15 protein-coding genes are annotated in these 15,207 nt (G+C 64.9%); 3 read left to right on the top strand and 12 right to left on the bottom strand.

Features of this window, described 5'->3' with window-relative positions:
• Positions 1–37 precede the first annotated feature (37 nt).
• Complete coding sequence (rsmA, locus tag ACR9ZC_RS24600; RefSeq protein ID WP_331569574.1) at positions 38–856, top strand: 16S rRNA (adenine(1518)-N(6)/adenine(1519)-N(6))-dimethyltransferase RsmA; 819 nt, start codon at positions 38–40, stop codon at positions 854–856.
• Here the strand turns inward: rsmA and ACR9ZC_RS24595 are convergent.
• Positions 853–1,827, bottom strand: a complete 975-nt coding sequence (locus ACR9ZC_RS24595; RefSeq protein ID WP_481582258.1) for a DMT family transporter — start codon at positions 1,825–1,827, stop codon at positions 853–855. The genes rsmA and ACR9ZC_RS24595 overlap by 4 nt on opposite strands.
• A gap of 165 nt (positions 1,828–1,992) precedes the next feature.
• On the opposite strand from ACR9ZC_RS24595, the gene gloA reads away from it, so the two are divergent.
• Entirely contained in the window at positions 1,993–2,379 is a 387-nt protein-coding gene (gene gloA / locus ACR9ZC_RS24590) for a lactoylglutathione lyase (RefSeq protein ID WP_173259216.1), read from the top strand.
• Positions 2,380–2,412: 33 nt separating this feature from the next.
• Here gloA and ACR9ZC_RS24585 read toward each other — a convergent pair whose 3' ends face one another.
• The 7 genes from ACR9ZC_RS24585 to ACR9ZC_RS24555 all read right to left on the bottom strand — a co-directional run bounded on the left by ACR9ZC_RS24585 (position 2,413) and on the right by ACR9ZC_RS24555 (position 10,509).
• Positions 2,413–3,279 carry a M48 family metallopeptidase gene (locus tag ACR9ZC_RS24585; protein WP_481582257.1) on the bottom strand — a complete coding sequence of 289 codons (867 nt, stop codon included), beginning with the start codon at positions 3,277–3,279 and terminating at the stop codon, positions 2,413–2,415.
• Positions 3,248–4,006, bottom strand: coding sequence for a lysophospholipid acyltransferase family protein (locus tag ACR9ZC_RS24580; protein WP_440559509.1), 759 nt, complete (start codon positions 4,004–4,006; stop codon positions 3,248–3,250). The genes ACR9ZC_RS24585 and ACR9ZC_RS24580 overlap by 32 nt, the downstream gene beginning before the upstream one ends.
• Before the next feature lie 12 nt (positions 4,007–4,018).
• On the bottom strand, positions 4,019–4,576 hold the full coding sequence (gene gmhB, locus ACR9ZC_RS24575) for a D-glycero-beta-D-manno-heptose 1,7-bisphosphate 7-phosphatase (RefSeq protein WP_481582256.1): 558 nt from the start codon (positions 4,574–4,576) through the stop codon (positions 4,019–4,021).
• Between the two features lie 17 nt (positions 4,577–4,593).
• Complete coding sequence (gene glyS / locus ACR9ZC_RS24570) at positions 4,594–6,702, bottom strand: glycine--tRNA ligase subunit beta (RefSeq protein ID WP_481582255.1); 2,109 nt, start codon at positions 6,700–6,702, stop codon at positions 4,594–4,596.
• 31 nt (positions 6,703–6,733) lie between these two features.
• Positions 6,734–7,741, bottom strand: a complete 1,008-nt coding sequence (glyQ, locus tag ACR9ZC_RS24565; RefSeq protein WP_481582254.1) for a glycine--tRNA ligase subunit alpha — start codon at positions 7,739–7,741, stop codon at positions 6,734–6,736.
• Positions 7,742–7,927: 186 nt separating this feature from the next.
• Positions 7,928–9,589, bottom strand: coding sequence for an apolipoprotein N-acyltransferase (gene lnt / locus ACR9ZC_RS24560; RefSeq protein WP_481582253.1), 1,662 nt, complete (start codon positions 9,587–9,589; stop codon positions 7,928–7,930).
• A gap of 26 nt (positions 9,590–9,615) precedes the next feature.
• A complete protein-coding gene (locus ACR9ZC_RS24555) occupies positions 9,616–10,509 on the bottom strand; it encodes an HlyC/CorC family transporter (protein ID WP_173259202.1) in 894 nt (297 codons plus the stop codon).
• Between the two features lie 213 nt (positions 10,510–10,722).
• Here ACR9ZC_RS24555 and ACR9ZC_RS24550 point away from each other — a divergent pair, with 213 nt between their 5' ends.
• The gene (locus ACR9ZC_RS24550; RefSeq protein ID WP_481582252.1) at positions 10,723–11,337 is read left to right on the top strand and encodes a DUF4337 domain-containing protein; all 615 of its coding nucleotides are present in this window, start codon (positions 10,723–10,725) and stop codon (positions 11,335–11,337) included.
• 74 nt (positions 11,338–11,411) lie between these two features.
• Here the strand turns inward: ACR9ZC_RS24550 and ACR9ZC_RS24545 are convergent, their stop codons facing one another.
• From ACR9ZC_RS24545 to miaB, 4 genes are all read right to left on the bottom strand, one after another.
• Complete coding sequence (locus tag ACR9ZC_RS24545; protein WP_481582251.1) at positions 11,412–12,077, bottom strand: gamma-glutamylcyclotransferase; 666 nt, start codon at positions 12,075–12,077, stop codon at positions 11,412–11,414.
• A 34-nt stretch (positions 12,078–12,111) separates the two neighbouring features.
• Positions 12,112–12,579, bottom strand: a complete 468-nt coding sequence (gene ybeY, locus ACR9ZC_RS24540; RefSeq protein WP_481582250.1) for an rRNA maturation RNase YbeY — start codon at positions 12,577–12,579, stop codon at positions 12,112–12,114.
• Positions 12,580–12,661: 82 nt separating this feature from the next.
• Positions 12,662–13,726 (bottom strand): PhoH family protein, encoded by a 1,065-nt coding sequence (locus ACR9ZC_RS24535; protein ID WP_331569552.1) that lies wholly within the window; start codon positions 13,724–13,726, stop codon positions 12,662–12,664.
• Positions 13,727–13,758: 32 nt separating this feature from the next.
• Entirely contained in the window at positions 13,759–15,120 is a 1,362-nt protein-coding gene (miaB, locus tag ACR9ZC_RS24530; RefSeq protein WP_481582249.1) for a tRNA (N6-isopentenyl adenosine(37)-C2)-methylthiotransferase MiaB, read from the bottom strand.
• Between the last annotated feature and the right edge of the window lie 87 nt (positions 15,121–15,207).

The following is a 15,207-nucleotide window of genomic DNA, read 5'->3' as shown; positions in this document are numbered from 1 at the left end:
CAATTCATCGTCTTTCATTCGGCGCTTCAACGACGCAATGTCCAACAGCAGCAAACAGCATCAAGGCCATTTCGCACGCAAGCGTTTCGGCCAGAACTTCCTCGTCGATCTGGGCGTGATCGACTCGATCGTTGCGGTCATTCGGCCGTTGCCCGGCGAGCGGATGGTCGAGATCGGCCCGGGGCTCGGTGCGCTGACCGAGCCGCTGATCGAGCACGTGGCCGCGCCCGGTTCGCCGCTTCACGCCGTCGAGCTCGATCGCGATCTCATCGCGCGGCTGAAGAACAAGTTCGGAGACCGCCTGGCGCTGCATGCCGGGGATGCGCTGGCATTCGATTTCGCGACGCTCGTCGACACGCAAGCGCGTCCAACGCTGCGTATCGTCGGCAATCTGCCCTACAACATCTCGAGTCCGCTGCTCTTTCACTTGATGGCATGGGCGCCGATCGTCGTCGATCAGCATTTCATGCTGCAAAGCGAGGTGGTCGAGCGCATGGTGGCCGAGCCCGGGACGAAGGCGTTCGGACGGCTTTCGGTGATGCTGCAGTACCGGTATGCGATGGACAAGCTGCTCGATGTGCCGCCCGAATCGTTCCAGCCCCCGCCGAAAGTCGATTCCGCGATCGTACGAATGATTCCCTACCGACCGGACGAGCTCGTGCCCGTTGACGAGCGGGCCTTTGGCGAGCTGGTCACCGCGGCCTTTTCGCAGCGTCGCAAGATGCTGCGGAACACCCTTGCAGCCTATCGCGACCGAATCGACTTCGAGGCACTCGGCTTCGATCTCGCGCGCCGTGCGGAAGACGTTCCGGTCGAGGAATACGTGCGTGCGACGCAGGCGCTGACGTCTTCCTAGGCGGATGTAGTAGGAGCAGCGCCGTTCCGGCGAGCGGGCGCGTTCACGAGTACGATGCCGGCCAAAACGAGCGCCGATGCGACCAGAAAGCGGGCGCTGAATGACTCCCCCAGCAGTACGACGCCAAAGGTCACACCGAACAGCGGGGTGAGGAACGAGAACACGGACAGGCGCGACGCCATATAGCGCGTCAAGAGCCAGAACCACGTCAGATAGCTCACGAAGGCCACGATGACCGCCTGGTAGGCGAGGCTCGCCACGGCCAGCGCCGTGATATGGATCGTGTGCGGCTCGCCGCGCAGGAGCGCCAGCGCGAACAGTACGACGGCGGAAACGGAGAGCTGATAAAAGAGCGTCTTGCTGGCGCTCGTGTGCGACAACGACGTAGCTCTCACGACGACCGTCGTCGCGGCCCAAAGGGCTCCGGCCAGTACGCCGAGGGCGTCGCCGGCGAGACCCGCGGCTACCGCGCCGGCAGCGGGTGCGCGTGCGAAGCCGTCGGCGAACGCGAGCGCCATGCCTGCGAAGGCGACGACGATGCCAAGCCATTGCACGGCCCGCATGCGCTCGCCCGGTACGAAAAGATGGAGCCCCAGCGCGGTGAAACAGGGCGCCGTATAGAGGAAGACCGCCATACGGGACGCGCTCGTCAAAGTCAGGCCGAGAAAGATGCAGACGAATTCGCCGGCAAACAGCAGACCGGCAACGAGCCCGGCACCGAGCGTGCCGTCCGCTGCAAAAAGCCGCGTGCCGCGGGCGCGTGTCCAGCCCCAGACGAGCACTGTGGCGATCGCCGAGCGCAGGGCGGCCTGAAGCATCGGCCCGATCAATCCGTTCGTCGATTTGATCGCGACTTGCTGGAATCCCCAGATCGCGCAGAGCGCGACCATCGTCAGAATTGCGAGGGTATCCGGTGCGCGGCGCAGCGGCGGCGAAGCGGAGGCAGCGAGGCGGGAGGCGGCTGTGTTCATTATGTCCTGTCGGGGCAGGCGCGACGGATCGGCGGCGCGTGCCGGGTAACATATCAAAATGCCGTGGCCGCCGCACTGCGGCTGGCGAGTAACCGTACGCCCCAAAGGGGCAAGGCACGGCCGCCGCATTGTTGCTAGAGTCGCTTTTTTTCAGAGGAGCATGCTATGCGCTTGCTGCACACGATGCTACGCGTCGGCGATCTCGATCGTTCGATCGCGTTTTACACGGAATTGCTGGGCATGAAAGTCCTTCGTCGGCAGGACTACCCGGAAGGCCGTTTCACGCTGGCGTTCGTCGGCTATACGGACGAGAGCGAAGGGACGGTGCTCGAGCTCACCCACAACTGGGATACGAAAGCGTATGACCTGGGCAACGCGTTCGGCCATCTCGCGATCGAAGTCGACGATGCCTATGCGGCTTGCGAAAAGATCAAGGCGCAAGGCGGCACCGTCGTGCGCGAGGCGGGCCCGATGAAGCATGGAACGACCGTCATCGCGTTCATCGCCGATCCCGACGGCTACAAGATCGAGTTCATCCAGAAAAAGCGCTGACGGACGCGCGTGTGAGCGGTGCCGGGGCACGGACTAGAGGGCGGGGAGCAGCTCGGGCGGGTGATGCTTGAGCGTGTGCCGCGCTTCGCGAAACTCGGGAAAGATCGATTCGACCGTCTGCCAGAAGCGCGGACTGTGGTTCATTTCGCGCAGGTGCGCCAGCTCGTGCGCCACGACGTAGTCGACGATCGACAGCGGAAAGTGAATCAGTCGCCAGTTCAGGCGGATGCGCCCGTCGCTCGAACAACTGCCCCAGCGCGTTGCGGCCGACGAGAGTGCGTAACCCTTGAACGAGACGCCGAGTTTTTGCGCATAGACCTCGAGCCGCTCGCCGAACACGCGCTTGGCCTCGTTTTGCAGCCAACCCTGCACGCGATCCTTGATCTGCTGGGCATCGACATGGGCCGGCAACGCGAGCGCGAGCACGGCCGCCTCCGGATCGAAGCGAAGCGCACCGTGCGATGAGCCGAGCGCGACGGTGACCGGTTTGCCGAGAAAGGGGATCTGCGCTCCATCGCGCCACTCGATGTGCGGCAGCGCGCGCTGTTCGGCGCGCGTTTGCCATTCGGACAGCTTCGCGAAGATCCAGCGCTGCTTGCCGGCAATGGCGGCTTCGATATCGGCGAGCGTAACCCAGCGGGGCGCCGTGATGGTCAGGCCGCTGCCATCGATCGTGAAGCCGATGGTGCGGCGCGTCGAGCGCTTGAGTCCGTATTCGAGCGTACGGCCGTCGAGCGCCAGCCGGCGAAGCTTGACGCCGGGGGCAAATTTCGTGGGATCGGGCGATTGAAGCGAGGCGGGCGCCGGCGGCGCTTCGAGGGGCGGTTCGGCGAACAGCGGCAAGTCGAGTTGCCGATTGTCGAGCGCTTTAGCGCGGCTGGGTGGAGCAGGTTTGGGCATCGCTATAGTAAGCATCCGGATCGATACGGCGCATCTCGGTTTCGATCCATGTCTCGACGCGCGTGTTGATCTCATCCGCCGAGAGCCCGACGGTATCGATCGGTTTGCCGATCGACACCGTAACGATACCAGGGTATTTGATGAACGAGTTGCGAGGCCAGACACGCCCCGCATTGTGTGCGATCGGCACGACGCACGCGCCCGCATCCATCGCGAAACGCGCACCACCCGTTTTGTACTTGCCCTGCGTGCCGACCGCCGTACGCGTGCCTTCGGGAAACATGATGACCCACGCACCTTCGCTCAAGCGCTGCCGGCCCTGCTTCACCACCGATGCGAAAGCATATTTGCCTTCCTTGCGATCGATCTGAATCATCTTCAGCATGCCGAGCGCCCAGCCGAAAAACGGCACGTAAAGCAGTTCGCGCTTGAACACGTAGCAAAGCGGGCGTGGCATGATCGCCGGCAACGCGACCGTTTCCCATGCCGATTGGTGTTTGGGGAGGAGGACCGCGGGACCGTCGGGCAGGTTCTCCATGCCCTCGACGCGGTAGCGAATGCCGTTCAAGTGACGCGCGACGAAGAGCGTCGTCCGGCACCAGCCAACAGCCATCCAGTAGCGCTTGTCGGCCCGCATGAACGGGAATGCGACGAAGCAGGCCGTGGCGTACGGGATCGTGAAGACGATCAAGAAGCAAAAAAGGACGAACGAGCGAAGAAAGCGCATCGGAATCGGAGTCTACTCGTCGCGCTCGGCGAGGTAATCGAGCGCGAAATGTTTCAAGTCTTCATGCACCTTGGTGCCCTCCGGCAGGCCGCCCGCGGCAAGCGTTTTCGCGCCTTTGCCGGTCAGCACGAGGTGCAGGTCGAAGCCGAGCACCGCACCGGCCTGGAGGTCGCGTAGCGCATCGCCGACGACGGGCGTCGCCGAGGGATCGATCTCGAAGCGGTCCATGATCATCTTGAGCAGCCCCGGTTTCGGCTTGCGACATTCGCATTGGTCGTCCGCCGTATGCGGGCAGAAGAACACGGCATCGATGCGGCCGCCCACCGCGGCCGCGGCGCGCTGCATTTTCGCATGCATGGCGTTGAGCGCCGCCATGTCGAACAGGCCGCGCCCGATACCCGACTGGTTCGATGCAACCACGACGCGGTAGCCGGCTTGATTGAGCCGGGCAATGGCCTCGAGGCTGCCGGGAATGGCGATCCACTCGTCGGGCGACTTGATGAACGCGTCCGAATCGACGTTGATGACCCCGTCGCGATCGAGGATGACGAGCTTCTTGGCGGAGGTCATGGCGAGCGTTCCCGGCGTCAGGCAGCGAGCTTCGAAATGTCGGCGACGCAGTTCATCTGCGCATGAAGCGCCGCGAGCAAGGCGAGCCGGTTTTTGCGCAGCGCGTCGTCCTCGGCGTTCACCATGACATCGTTGAAGAACGTGTCGACCGGTGCGCGCAGCGCGGCAAGCGCCGAAAGCGCGCGCGTGTAATCGCGCTGGGCGAGCTGCGATTGCACCGTGGGCGCGACCGCGACGAGCGCGTCGCTCAGCGCTCTTTCGGCATCCTCGACGAGCAGGCGCGACTCGATTCCGCTGCCCGACGGCTTCGCGTCGAGTTCGGACTTCTTGAGGATGTTCGAGATCCGCTTGTTGGCCGCAGCCAGTGCCTCCGCCTCGGGCAGTGCCGTGAATTCGCGCACGGCGTCCAGGCGCGCAATGACATCGTCGATGCGCCGCGGCTCGAGGCTCAGCACGGCCTCGATCTCCCCGGCCGAGTAGCCGCGCTCGCGCAGCAGACCGCGCAGGCGGTCCATGAAGAATGCGTAGAGCGGCTTCGACGAATCGGCGACCTGCGGTTCGGCCGCGAAGACGCCGCATGCAGCCTCGATGAGTTCGACGAGATCGATCGGCAACGCGTTCTCGATGAGAATGCGCAACACGCCGAGCGCGTGGCGGCGCAATGCGAACGGATCCTTTTCGCCGGTGGGCACGAGGCCGATGCCCCAGATTCCGGCAAGCGTCTCGAGTTTGTCGGCGAGCGCAACCGCCGTACCGACGCGCGTGGAAGGCAGCGCATCGCCGGAAAAGCGCGGCTGATAGTGCTCGCTGCAAGCGAGCGCGACATCCTCGGGCTCGCCATCATGGCGCGCGTAGTAGGTGCCCATCGTGCCTTGCAGCTCGGGGAACTCGCCCACCATATCGGTCAGCAAGTCCGCCTTGGCGAGGTACGCGGCACGCTCGGCCTCGGCGATGTTCGCATCGACGAACGGAGCGATTTTGCCGGCCAGCGCGACGAGGCGCTCGACGCGCTTGAACTGCGAGCCCAGCTTGTTGTGATAGACGACGTTCGCGAGCAGGGGCACGCGCTCCGCCAGCGGCTTTTTCTTGTCCTGCTCGAAGAAGAACTTGGCATCGGCCAGCCGTGGCCGCACGACGCGCTCGTTGCCCTCGACGATCTCGCCGGGCGTTTTCGTTTCGATGTTGGAGACGATCAGAAACCGCGAGCGCAATTTGCTTTCGCTATCGGTCAACGCGAAATACTTCTGGTTCGTCTGCATCGTCAGGATGAGGCATTCCTGCGGGACCTGCAGAAACTCGTCTTCGAAACGGCAGGCGTAGACCACGGGCCATTCGACCAGCGCGGTCACCTCGTCGAGCAGTGCATCGGGCATCACCACGACATCGCCGCCCGCATGCGCGCGCAATTGCGTCACGATGCTCGCGCGGCGATCGGCGAAGTTCGCCACCACATGCCCTTTCGCGCGCAGCGTGGCCGCATACTCGTCGGCACGGAGGATGGCCACGAGACCGTCCGACAAAAACCGGTGGCCGAGCGTGGTGTCGCCCGCGTCGATGCCGAACGCGGTGACCGGCACGACTTCTTCGCCATGCAGTACCGTGAGCCGCTGAACCGGGCGAACGAACTGCACGCTCGTGCCGTCGGGACGCTGATAGGTCATCACCTTCGGGATCGGCAGCTTTGCAAGCGTTTCGTCGAGCGCCGCCTGCAACCCCGCAGCGAGCGTGGCACCGGGGGCCGAGTAGCGCAGAAACAGCGCTTCGGCCTTACCGTCTTGCGCACGCTCGAGCTGATCGACGTCGATGTCAGGAAAGCCGAGCGCCGCGAGCTTCTTGGCGAGCGGCGCGCTCGGACGCCCGTTCGCATCGAATGCAACCGACACCGGCAGGACTTTCTCGCGCACGTCCTTGGCCGGTGCGACGCTGCGCACATGCTTGATCGCGACGGCCAGGCGTCGTGGCGTCGCAAAACGCTCGAACGAGGGTTCGCCGGCGATGAGATCGCGCGCGGCCAGCCGCTCCACGAGGCCGGTGGCAAAGGCTTCACCGAGGCGCGCGAGTGCTTTGGGCGGCAGTTCTTCGGTCAGCAATTCGACGAGGAGCGTGGCTTGTTCGATTTGATTCATGTTCTGGGACTAGCTCTGTTCCTGGTTTGGGTCACTGCTCGTCGATCGTACGCTCAACCTTGAGCGGCGGCGCCCAGGCGGGCAGCGCGGCGTCTTGCGCGTCGGTCGTGAGCCCGCGCACGCCGTGCACGGGATTGCCGAGCATCGGGAAGCCGAGCTTTTCGCGCGAATCGTAGTAGGCCTGGGCGACGAGGCGCGACAGCGCGCGGATGCGGCCGATATAGGCGGCACGCTCGGTCACCGAGATGGCCCCTCGCGCATCGAGCAGATTGAACGTATGGGCCGCTTTGAGCACGAGCTCGTAGCCGGGCAGCGCCAATTGCGTTTCGATCGTGCGCTTCGCTTCCGACTCGTAGCTGGAGAAAAGCGTGAAGAGCAGTTCGACGTTCGCGTGCTCGAAGTTGTAAGTGGACTGTTCGACTTCGTTCTGATGGTAGACGTCGCCATACGTCAGCCGGCGCATCTCGGGGCCGCTCGGGCCCGCTTCTTCCCACTCCGTCCAGACGAGGTCGTAGACGTTCTCGACCTTTTGCAGGTACATGGCGAGCCGTTCGAGCCCATAAGTGATTTCGCCGAGCACGGGCTTGCAATCGAGGCCGCCGACCTGCTGGAAGTACGTGAACTGCGTGACTTCCATGCCATTGAGCCAGACTTCCCAGCCGAGGCCCCATGCGCCGAGCGTGGGGTTTTCCCAATCGTCCTCGACGAAGCGCACGTCGTTTTGCTTCAGATCGAAACCGAGCGCCTCCAGCGAGCCGAGGTAGAGATCGAGGATGTTCTCGGGCGCGGGTTTCAGCACCACCTGATACTGATAGTAGTGCTGCAGGCGGTTCGGATTGTCGCCGTAGCGGCCATCCTTCGGGCGGCGCGACGGCTGGACGTAGGCGGCGCGCCACGGTTCGGGACCGACGGCCCGCAAGAACGTGTGCACGTGCGACGTCCCGGCGCCGACTTCCATGTCGATGGGCTGAAGCAGCGCGCAGCCCTGTTGGTCCCAATAGGATTGCAGCGTCAGGATGATTTGCTGAAACGTGAGCATGTCGTGCCTTTTGCGGCGCGCGGCGGACAAGCCGCGGTTCGCGCCGATGATTGGCCGCGCGAATGGGATCGGGCGCGGCCGGGGGCGCGGGATGGCGCATCGTTCGCCGCTTCCCGCCTGCTAAAACGATGAATTTTACCGGATTGGGATGCGCGTGCGACTTTCGGGGGGCCGGCAGTGCGCGGATCAGTCTCGCCGGCGCCGCGCGAACGCGACGCAAAGCGCGAGCAGCAGGAGCGAGACGGCCAGCACGACGAGGTTGCCCGTTGCGATGTAGGGCGTCGTGCCCGTCATGCCCTGCACCTGTACGTCGAGCGCGCCGGCCGCGAGCACGGGTAGCTGGGCGATGACGCGCCCCCTCGAGTCGATCGACGCGGTGGCCCCGGTGTTCGTTGCCGCGAGCAGCGGCCGTCCGGTCTCGAGCGTGCGCATGCGCGCCATCTGCAGATGCTGATCGAGCGCGATCGTCTTGCCGAACCATGCGAGGTTCGACACGTTGACGAGCACACTGGCCGGCGTCGCCGCTTCGCGCAATCGGCGCGCGATCTCTTCACCGAAAATGTCCTCGTAGCAGATGTCGACATCGACGGTCTGATGACCCACCTGGAACGGCGGCTGCACGGGCTTTCCGTTCGCCAGATCGCCGAGCGGAATGTTCATGAGCCGCACGAACCAGTGAAAGCCCCACGGCACGAATTCGCCGAACGGCACGAGGTGATGTTTGTCGTAACGGTAGAGCACGCCCGAGCGGGGCGTCACGCCGAACAGGCTGTTAGTCGGTTCGGTGATCTGCCCGTCGGGCGCGATCTTCGCGCCGAACGCCCCGAGCAGCACCGATGAGCCCGTGCTGTCGGCGAATTGGCGCACGGCGCGGACGAAGGGCTCGGGGAACTGCTGCGGCAGCAGCGGAACCGCCGTTTCGGGCGTGATAACGAGATCGGCCGGCTTGGCCGTGATCATTTTCTCGTAGAGCGCGATCGCCGCCGTGACCCCTGCTTCGTCGAACTTCATCTCCTGCTTCACGTTGCCCTGCAGGATTCGCGCGGAGATCGGTGCGCCGTCGGGGCGGGTCCAGGCGAGTTGCGAAAGCGCTATGCCGCCCGCGACGAGCGCGAGTACAGCGAGCGCGGGCAAGAGAGCCCGCGCTCGCTGCGCCGGCCGTGCCGCGAGCCCTGCGACCGCTTGCACCGCGAGCGCGGCAGCCAGTGCAACGGCCCAACCGACGCCGTAGACGCCCACGAGCGGCGCGAAGCCCGCGAGCGGTCCATCGACTTGGGCGTAGCCGCTCGCAAGCCACGGAAAGCCCGTGAACACCGTTCCACGCAGCCATTCGCCAAGCGCCCATGCGCAGGCGAACGCGAACGCCCCCTGCCAGCCCGGCACGAATCCCCGCTGCGCGCGGGCGCGATTCGAATGGCCCTCGCCCACCGACCAGAGACCGGCGGCGAGCGCCGGATACGACGCCAGATAGATCGAGAACAGCACCAGCGCGGCAATCGCGAGCGGCGCGGGCATGCCGCCGTAGTCGTGCATGCTGACGTAGAGCCACCACACGCCCGTGACGAAGTTGCCGAAGCCGAATGCGGCGCCGGTCAATGCCGCGCTTTTCCAGTGATGCGTGCGCGCGAGGCAGACGTAAAAGAGCATGAAGAGCGCCAGCTCGACCCAGCCGCCCGCGCGCGTCGGCGCGAACGACAGGGTGTTGGCCGCGCCGAGCGCGAGCGCGGCCAGATAGTGCCAATGTGGTATGCCGCGCACGGCCGCGAGCGCTGAGCGATCGGCGTCGCCATGCGTGCGGTACGCGGCGCGCGCGGGGTGTCGCGCGCGAGAGGAAATCGGTTCTGCCATGAACGAGGAGGCGAAAGTGGTGCGGCTCAGGTCTGAACGTGTTGGGCTTCGCGTTCGCGCTGGCCGGCCAGCGGATCGCGCCGCACGAGCAGCACATGGATCTGGCGTGCGTCGCCGCGCAGGATTTCGAAGATCAGATCGTCGATGCGAACGCGCTCGCCGCGATGCGGCACGCGTCCGAAGTGATGGGTGACGAGCCCGCCGATCGTATCGACTTCTTCATCCGAGAACCGGGTGCCGAACGTCTCGTTGAACTGTTCGATCTCGGTCAGCGCGCGCACGCGATAGCGGCCATCGGGCGAGGCAATGATGTTGCCGCTTTCCTCGTCGAAATCGAACTCGTCTTCGATATCGCCCACGATCTGCTCGAGCACGTCTTCGATCGTGATGAGACCGGCCACGCCGCCGTACTCGTCGACGACGATGGCGATATGGTTGCGGTTCACGCGGAAGTCGTGCAGCAGCACATTGAGGCGCTTCGCTTCGGGGATGAAGACGGCGGGGCGCAGCATGCCGCGCACATCGAACTCGTCCTCGGCGTAGTAGCGCAGCAGATCCTTCGCCAGCAGCACACCGATGACGTTGTCGCGATTGCCTTCGTAGACCGGGTAGCGCGAATGCGCTTTTTCGAGGACGAAGGGGATGAACTGCTCGGGGCTGTCGGCGATGTTGATCGCGTCGATCTGCGCGCGCGGGATCATGATGTCGCGCGCGCAAAGCTCGGATACCTGGAACACGCCCTCGATCATCGACAGTGAATCCGCGTCGATCAGGTTGCGCTCGTGCGCGTCTTGCAGGATGTCGAGCAGTTCGGCGCGCGAATCGGGCTCGGGCGAGATGAAATCGGTCAAACGCTCGAGCAGCGAACGCTTTTCGTGCGGCTTGTCGGTCTGTCGTCGACTGGGATAGGAGTCGTTCATGGCGGGGCGCCCGGAGACGGCCGGGCGCGTGGTACACGGAAAGTCAAGGATACACCAGCCGTGCGGCACCTCAGCGTACATGCCCTGCCCATGAAGTCGCGCAGCACCGCGTTATTTTGGGGACGAGCAAATTTTGGAACAAACAAATTTTGAGACAAGCGAGTTTTGAGACAAGATAGCAGCCGCTTTTCTCCACCTTTTTACGAAACGAATATGTCCGAAGAATTCGAAGTCCGGGGGCCGCATGAAGAGGCGCTCGAACATGCGGGCCACGGTGCTCATGCGGGCGGCCATCACGCCGCCCCCGGCGTCGCCCCCGACCCGTTCGCCGGGCGCGTCGCGGTCATGACGGCGATTCTCGCGACCATCGGCGCCGTTTTCTCGTACCAGGGCGGTTCGACGGAGGGGCTCGCGCTCTTTTACAAGAACGAGGCGGCCATCCGGAAGACGGAGGCCGCCAACCAGTGGAGCTACTACCAGGCGAAAGGCGAAAAGCAGAATCTGGCCGAACTCGGGGCGGCGCTCGCCGCGAGCGACGCGAAAGCCAGCGCGAAATTCACGGCTGACATGGCGAAGTACGCGCAGCAGAAAACGGCGATTCGCGAACATGCCGAAGCGCTCGAAAAGGGAGTGCGGGAAGCCGACGAGGCGAGCGAGCATCAATTGCACTTGCACCATCGTTGGGCGCAGGCGACCACCCTCACGCAAGTCGCCATCTCGCTGGCCGCGATTACGTTGCTGACGCGGCGCCGCTGGCTGCTGGCCGGCGCATTCGGCGTCGCGATTGCAGGCGTCGCGGTCGGTGGGGCCGCGCTGCTTGGCGTGTGACCGACGGCGAAACGGACCGGAAAAATAGGGCGGGGCCCCGAAGTGATCGCTCGCTTCGAATTGCGCGGCCCGCGTTATTCCTCGGCGCAGCGCCTGAGCAGGGCTTCGAGCGCGCGGTCCGGCATGCCGCTTTTGCGCAGCGCGTCGACCGTGCGGCTCACATAGTCGAGCGTCGTGCCGTAGCGTCCGCGCGCGCAACCGAAAACAGCCTTCACGACCGCGTCGGGCAGTTTGCCGGTGTAGGTTGGCACATCGCGGCGCATGATGAACGCCAGCGCGGGGACGCGGCGCCCGTCGGCCAGCGAGCAGGGCAGCCATGCCGGCCGGTAGGAGCCCATCACCATTTCGCGCCGCCAGAGCGCTTGCAGATGCGGCATGGCGTTCGGGCCGTCGAGCCGGAATGCCACGCCCGTGCAGGAGCCGCCGCGGTCGAGCGCGAGCACGAGGCCCGGTTGCTCGGGCGTGCCGCGATTGACGCGCGACCACAAATAAAGTCCGCGGTGATAGCCGCGCACGCGCGCATGGATCGTCTCCGCGGCCGGCATGCCCGGGTTCCAGATCAGCGAGCCGTAGCCGAACAGCCACAGGTCGCTCGCGCCGTCCCAATGCTCGAGCGTCGCGGCGAGCGAAGCGGCGAGCTCGTCGTCCGAGAGCAGGCGCGCCTCGCCGAGCGACGGCGGATAGCCGCACGCGGGCTCGGGCAGTTTATCGTCGGGATCGGAGCAGACAGCTGAGGCCATGGCGTCGAAGCGGAGGTGGCGTTCGCGGGATTCGTCAGCGGTCGCGGTATGGGTCGGCGAAGCCGAGCTGGCCGAGAATACCGGTTTCGAGCGTCTCCATTTCGTGCGCTTCGTCTTCGGTCTCGTGATCGTAGCCCTGCGCATGCAGCGTGCCGTGCACGATCATATGCGCGTAGTGGGCTTCGAGCGGCTTGCGCTGCTCGGCGGCTTCTTTTTCGATGACGGGGCAGCACACGATGATGTCGCCCGAGACCGGATCGTCTTCGGTCTCGGCATAGGCGAACGTCAAGACGTTCGTCGCGTAGTCCTTGCCGCGATAGGTGCGGTTCAGCAGGCGTCCTTCCTCGGTGTCGACGAAGCGCAGCGTGAGTTCGCCATCGGCAAAAAGCGCTGCCTTCACCCAGCTCGTCACGCGCGCGCGTGTCAGCAGCGCCTTGTGTTCAGGGTAGGCGCCGGCGGCCGGAAATTGCACCGAGAGCGCAAGGCGTGGAGCGGGATTCATGCGCGTGCCCCCGTGCCGTTCACCCCATGCCGCGGGCTCGGGCGGTGGCGGCTCGCGCAGCGCTTCGTGCGGGACTCGCTCATCACCGATCGTCGGACGCGTGACCGTCCTCTTTCTTCATGTGCTGGTCGTAGGCGTCGACGATGCGCGCGACGAGCGGGTGGCGCACGACGTCGGCGCTCGTGAAGCGCGTGAGCGCGATGCCGCGCACGTTGGCCAGCACCTGCTCGGCTTCGATGAGGCCGCTCTTGGCGCCGCGCGGCAAATCGATCTGTGTCGTGTCGCCCGTCACGACGGCTTTCGAGCCGAAGCCGATGCGCGTGAGGAACATCTTCATCTGCTCGGGCGTGGTGTTTTGCGCTTCGTCGAGAATGATGAAGGCGTGATTGAGCGTGCGTCCGCGCATATAGGCGAGCGGGGCGATTTCGATCATCTGGCGCTCGAACATCTTGGCCGTCTTGTCGAAACCGAGCAGATCGTAAAGGGCGTCGTAGAGCGGACGTAGATACGGGTCGACTTTCTGTGCGAGGTCGCCGGGCAAAAAGCCCAGGCGTTCGCCAGCCTCGACGGCCGGGCGCGTCAGCACGATGCGCTTGACGTGATCGCGCTCGAGCGCGTCCACCGCGCAGGCCACGGCGAGGTAGGTTTTGCCCGTGCCGGCCGGGCCGACGCCGAACGTCACGTCGTGCGAGACGATCTGCTTCAGATAGTCGCGCTGCGCGCGCGTGCGTCCGCGCAAGTCGGCGCGGCGCGTATAAAGCTTGGGCCCGAGTTCCTCCAGGTCCTCATCGTCGAGACCGGCGGGTTCGTCGAACGGGTGGTCGGGGTCGTAGCGTGCGCCGGACTCGCTGCGTTCTTCCTCGGATGCGCCGGAGCGGTTGCTCGGATGACGCGACTCGACGAGCGCGAGCTGGATGTCGTCGACGGAAAGCGGCTCGCGCGCGCGGTTGTAGAACGTTTCGAGCGCGCCGAGCGCAAGCTTGGCGCCGCGCCCGCGGATCGCAATGCGATGGCCGCGCCGCTGCAGTGTGACGTCGAGCGCCTGCTCGATCTGACGCAGGTTCTCGTCGAGGGGGCCGCACAGATTGGCCAGGCGGGCGTTGTCGTCGCGCGGTGCGGTGAACTCCAGCGGTTGGGCAGTCTTCAAGGCGAAGGGCGATCCTTAGTCCGGGTAAGCGCTCAATGCAAGGCGGCATCGGCGAGCACGAGCTCGCCGCGCAGCGAATGCGGATAAGCATGGTTGATGCGCACATCGATCATTTGACCGATGAGCCTCGAATGTACGGCGAGCGGCGCCGGGAAGTTCACGACGCGGTTATTCGCCGTGCGTCCGGCGAGTTCGCTCGGATCCTTACGCGACGGTCCTTCCACGAGGATGCGCTCGAGGTTGCCGACCATCGCTTCGCTGATGCGCACGACGTTCGCATCGATCGTCGCCTGCAGATGCTGCAGGCGCTTCAACTTCACTTCGCGCGGCGTGTCGTCGTGCAGATTGGCGGCCGGCGTGCCGGGGCGCGGGCTGAAGATGAAGGAAAAACTCGTGTCGTAGCTCATCTCGTCGACGAGCGCCATCGTCTTGTCGAAGTCCTCTTCCGTTTCGCCGGGAAAGCCGACGATGATGTCGGTCGACAGCGAGAGGTCGGGGCGGATGGCACGCAGCCGGCGGATCACGGACTTGTACTCGAGTACCGTGTAGCCGCGCTTCATCGCCATCAGAATGCGGTCCGAACCGTGCTGCACGGGAAGGTGCAGATGCGAAACGAGCTTGTCGACCTTCGCGTAGGTATCGATGAGCCGCTGCGTGAATTCCTTCGGATGCGACGTGGTATAGCGAATGCGTTCGATGCCGGGAATCTCGGCGACGTATTCGATGAGCGTGGCGAAATCGGCGATCTCCGCCGCGCCCGCCGTAATCGGGCCGCGATAGGCATTGACGTTCTGTCCGAGCAGCGTGACTTCGCGCACGCCCTGATCGGCGAGGCCGGCAATCTCGGTCAGCACGTCATCGAGGGGGCGCGAAACTTCCTCGCCGCGCGTGTAGGGCACGACGCAGTAGCTGCAGTACTTGCTGCAGCCTTCCATGATCGAGACGAAGGCGCTCGGACCTTCCACGCGCGCCGGCGGCAGGTGATCGAACTTTTCGATTTCGGGAAAGGAGATATCGACCTGAGCGCGGCCGCTCGCGCGGCGCGCGTCGATCATCTGCGGCAGCCGGTGCAGTGTCTGAGGGCCGAAGACGAGGTCCACGTAGGGGGCGCGCGCGACGATCGCCGCGCCTTCCTGGCTCGCCACGCAGCCGCCGACGCCGATCAGCAGCCCGGGCTTCGCTTCTTTGAGCTCGCGCACGCGGCCCAGGTCGGAAAACACCTTTTCCTGCGCTTTTTCGCGCACCGAGCAGGTATTGAAGAGGATGACATCCGCGTCTTCGGGGGTGTCGGTCTTGACGAGTCCTTCCGCTTGCCCGAGCACGTCGACCATTTTGTCGGAGTCGTACTCGTTCATCTGGCAGCCGAAGGTCTTTACATACACTTTCTTTGTCATGAAGCTCGCCGTTCGCAGTGGTTGACCTGGGGGCGGTAAATTCGAAGTCGATGTCGAAGGAATGAGGGCGCGAGCGCTGTCTGGCGC

It is taken from the genome of Trinickia sp. HAY1-2D, from assembly GCF_056754935.1.
This window is presented reverse-complemented; position numbering and strand designations above follow the sequence as displayed.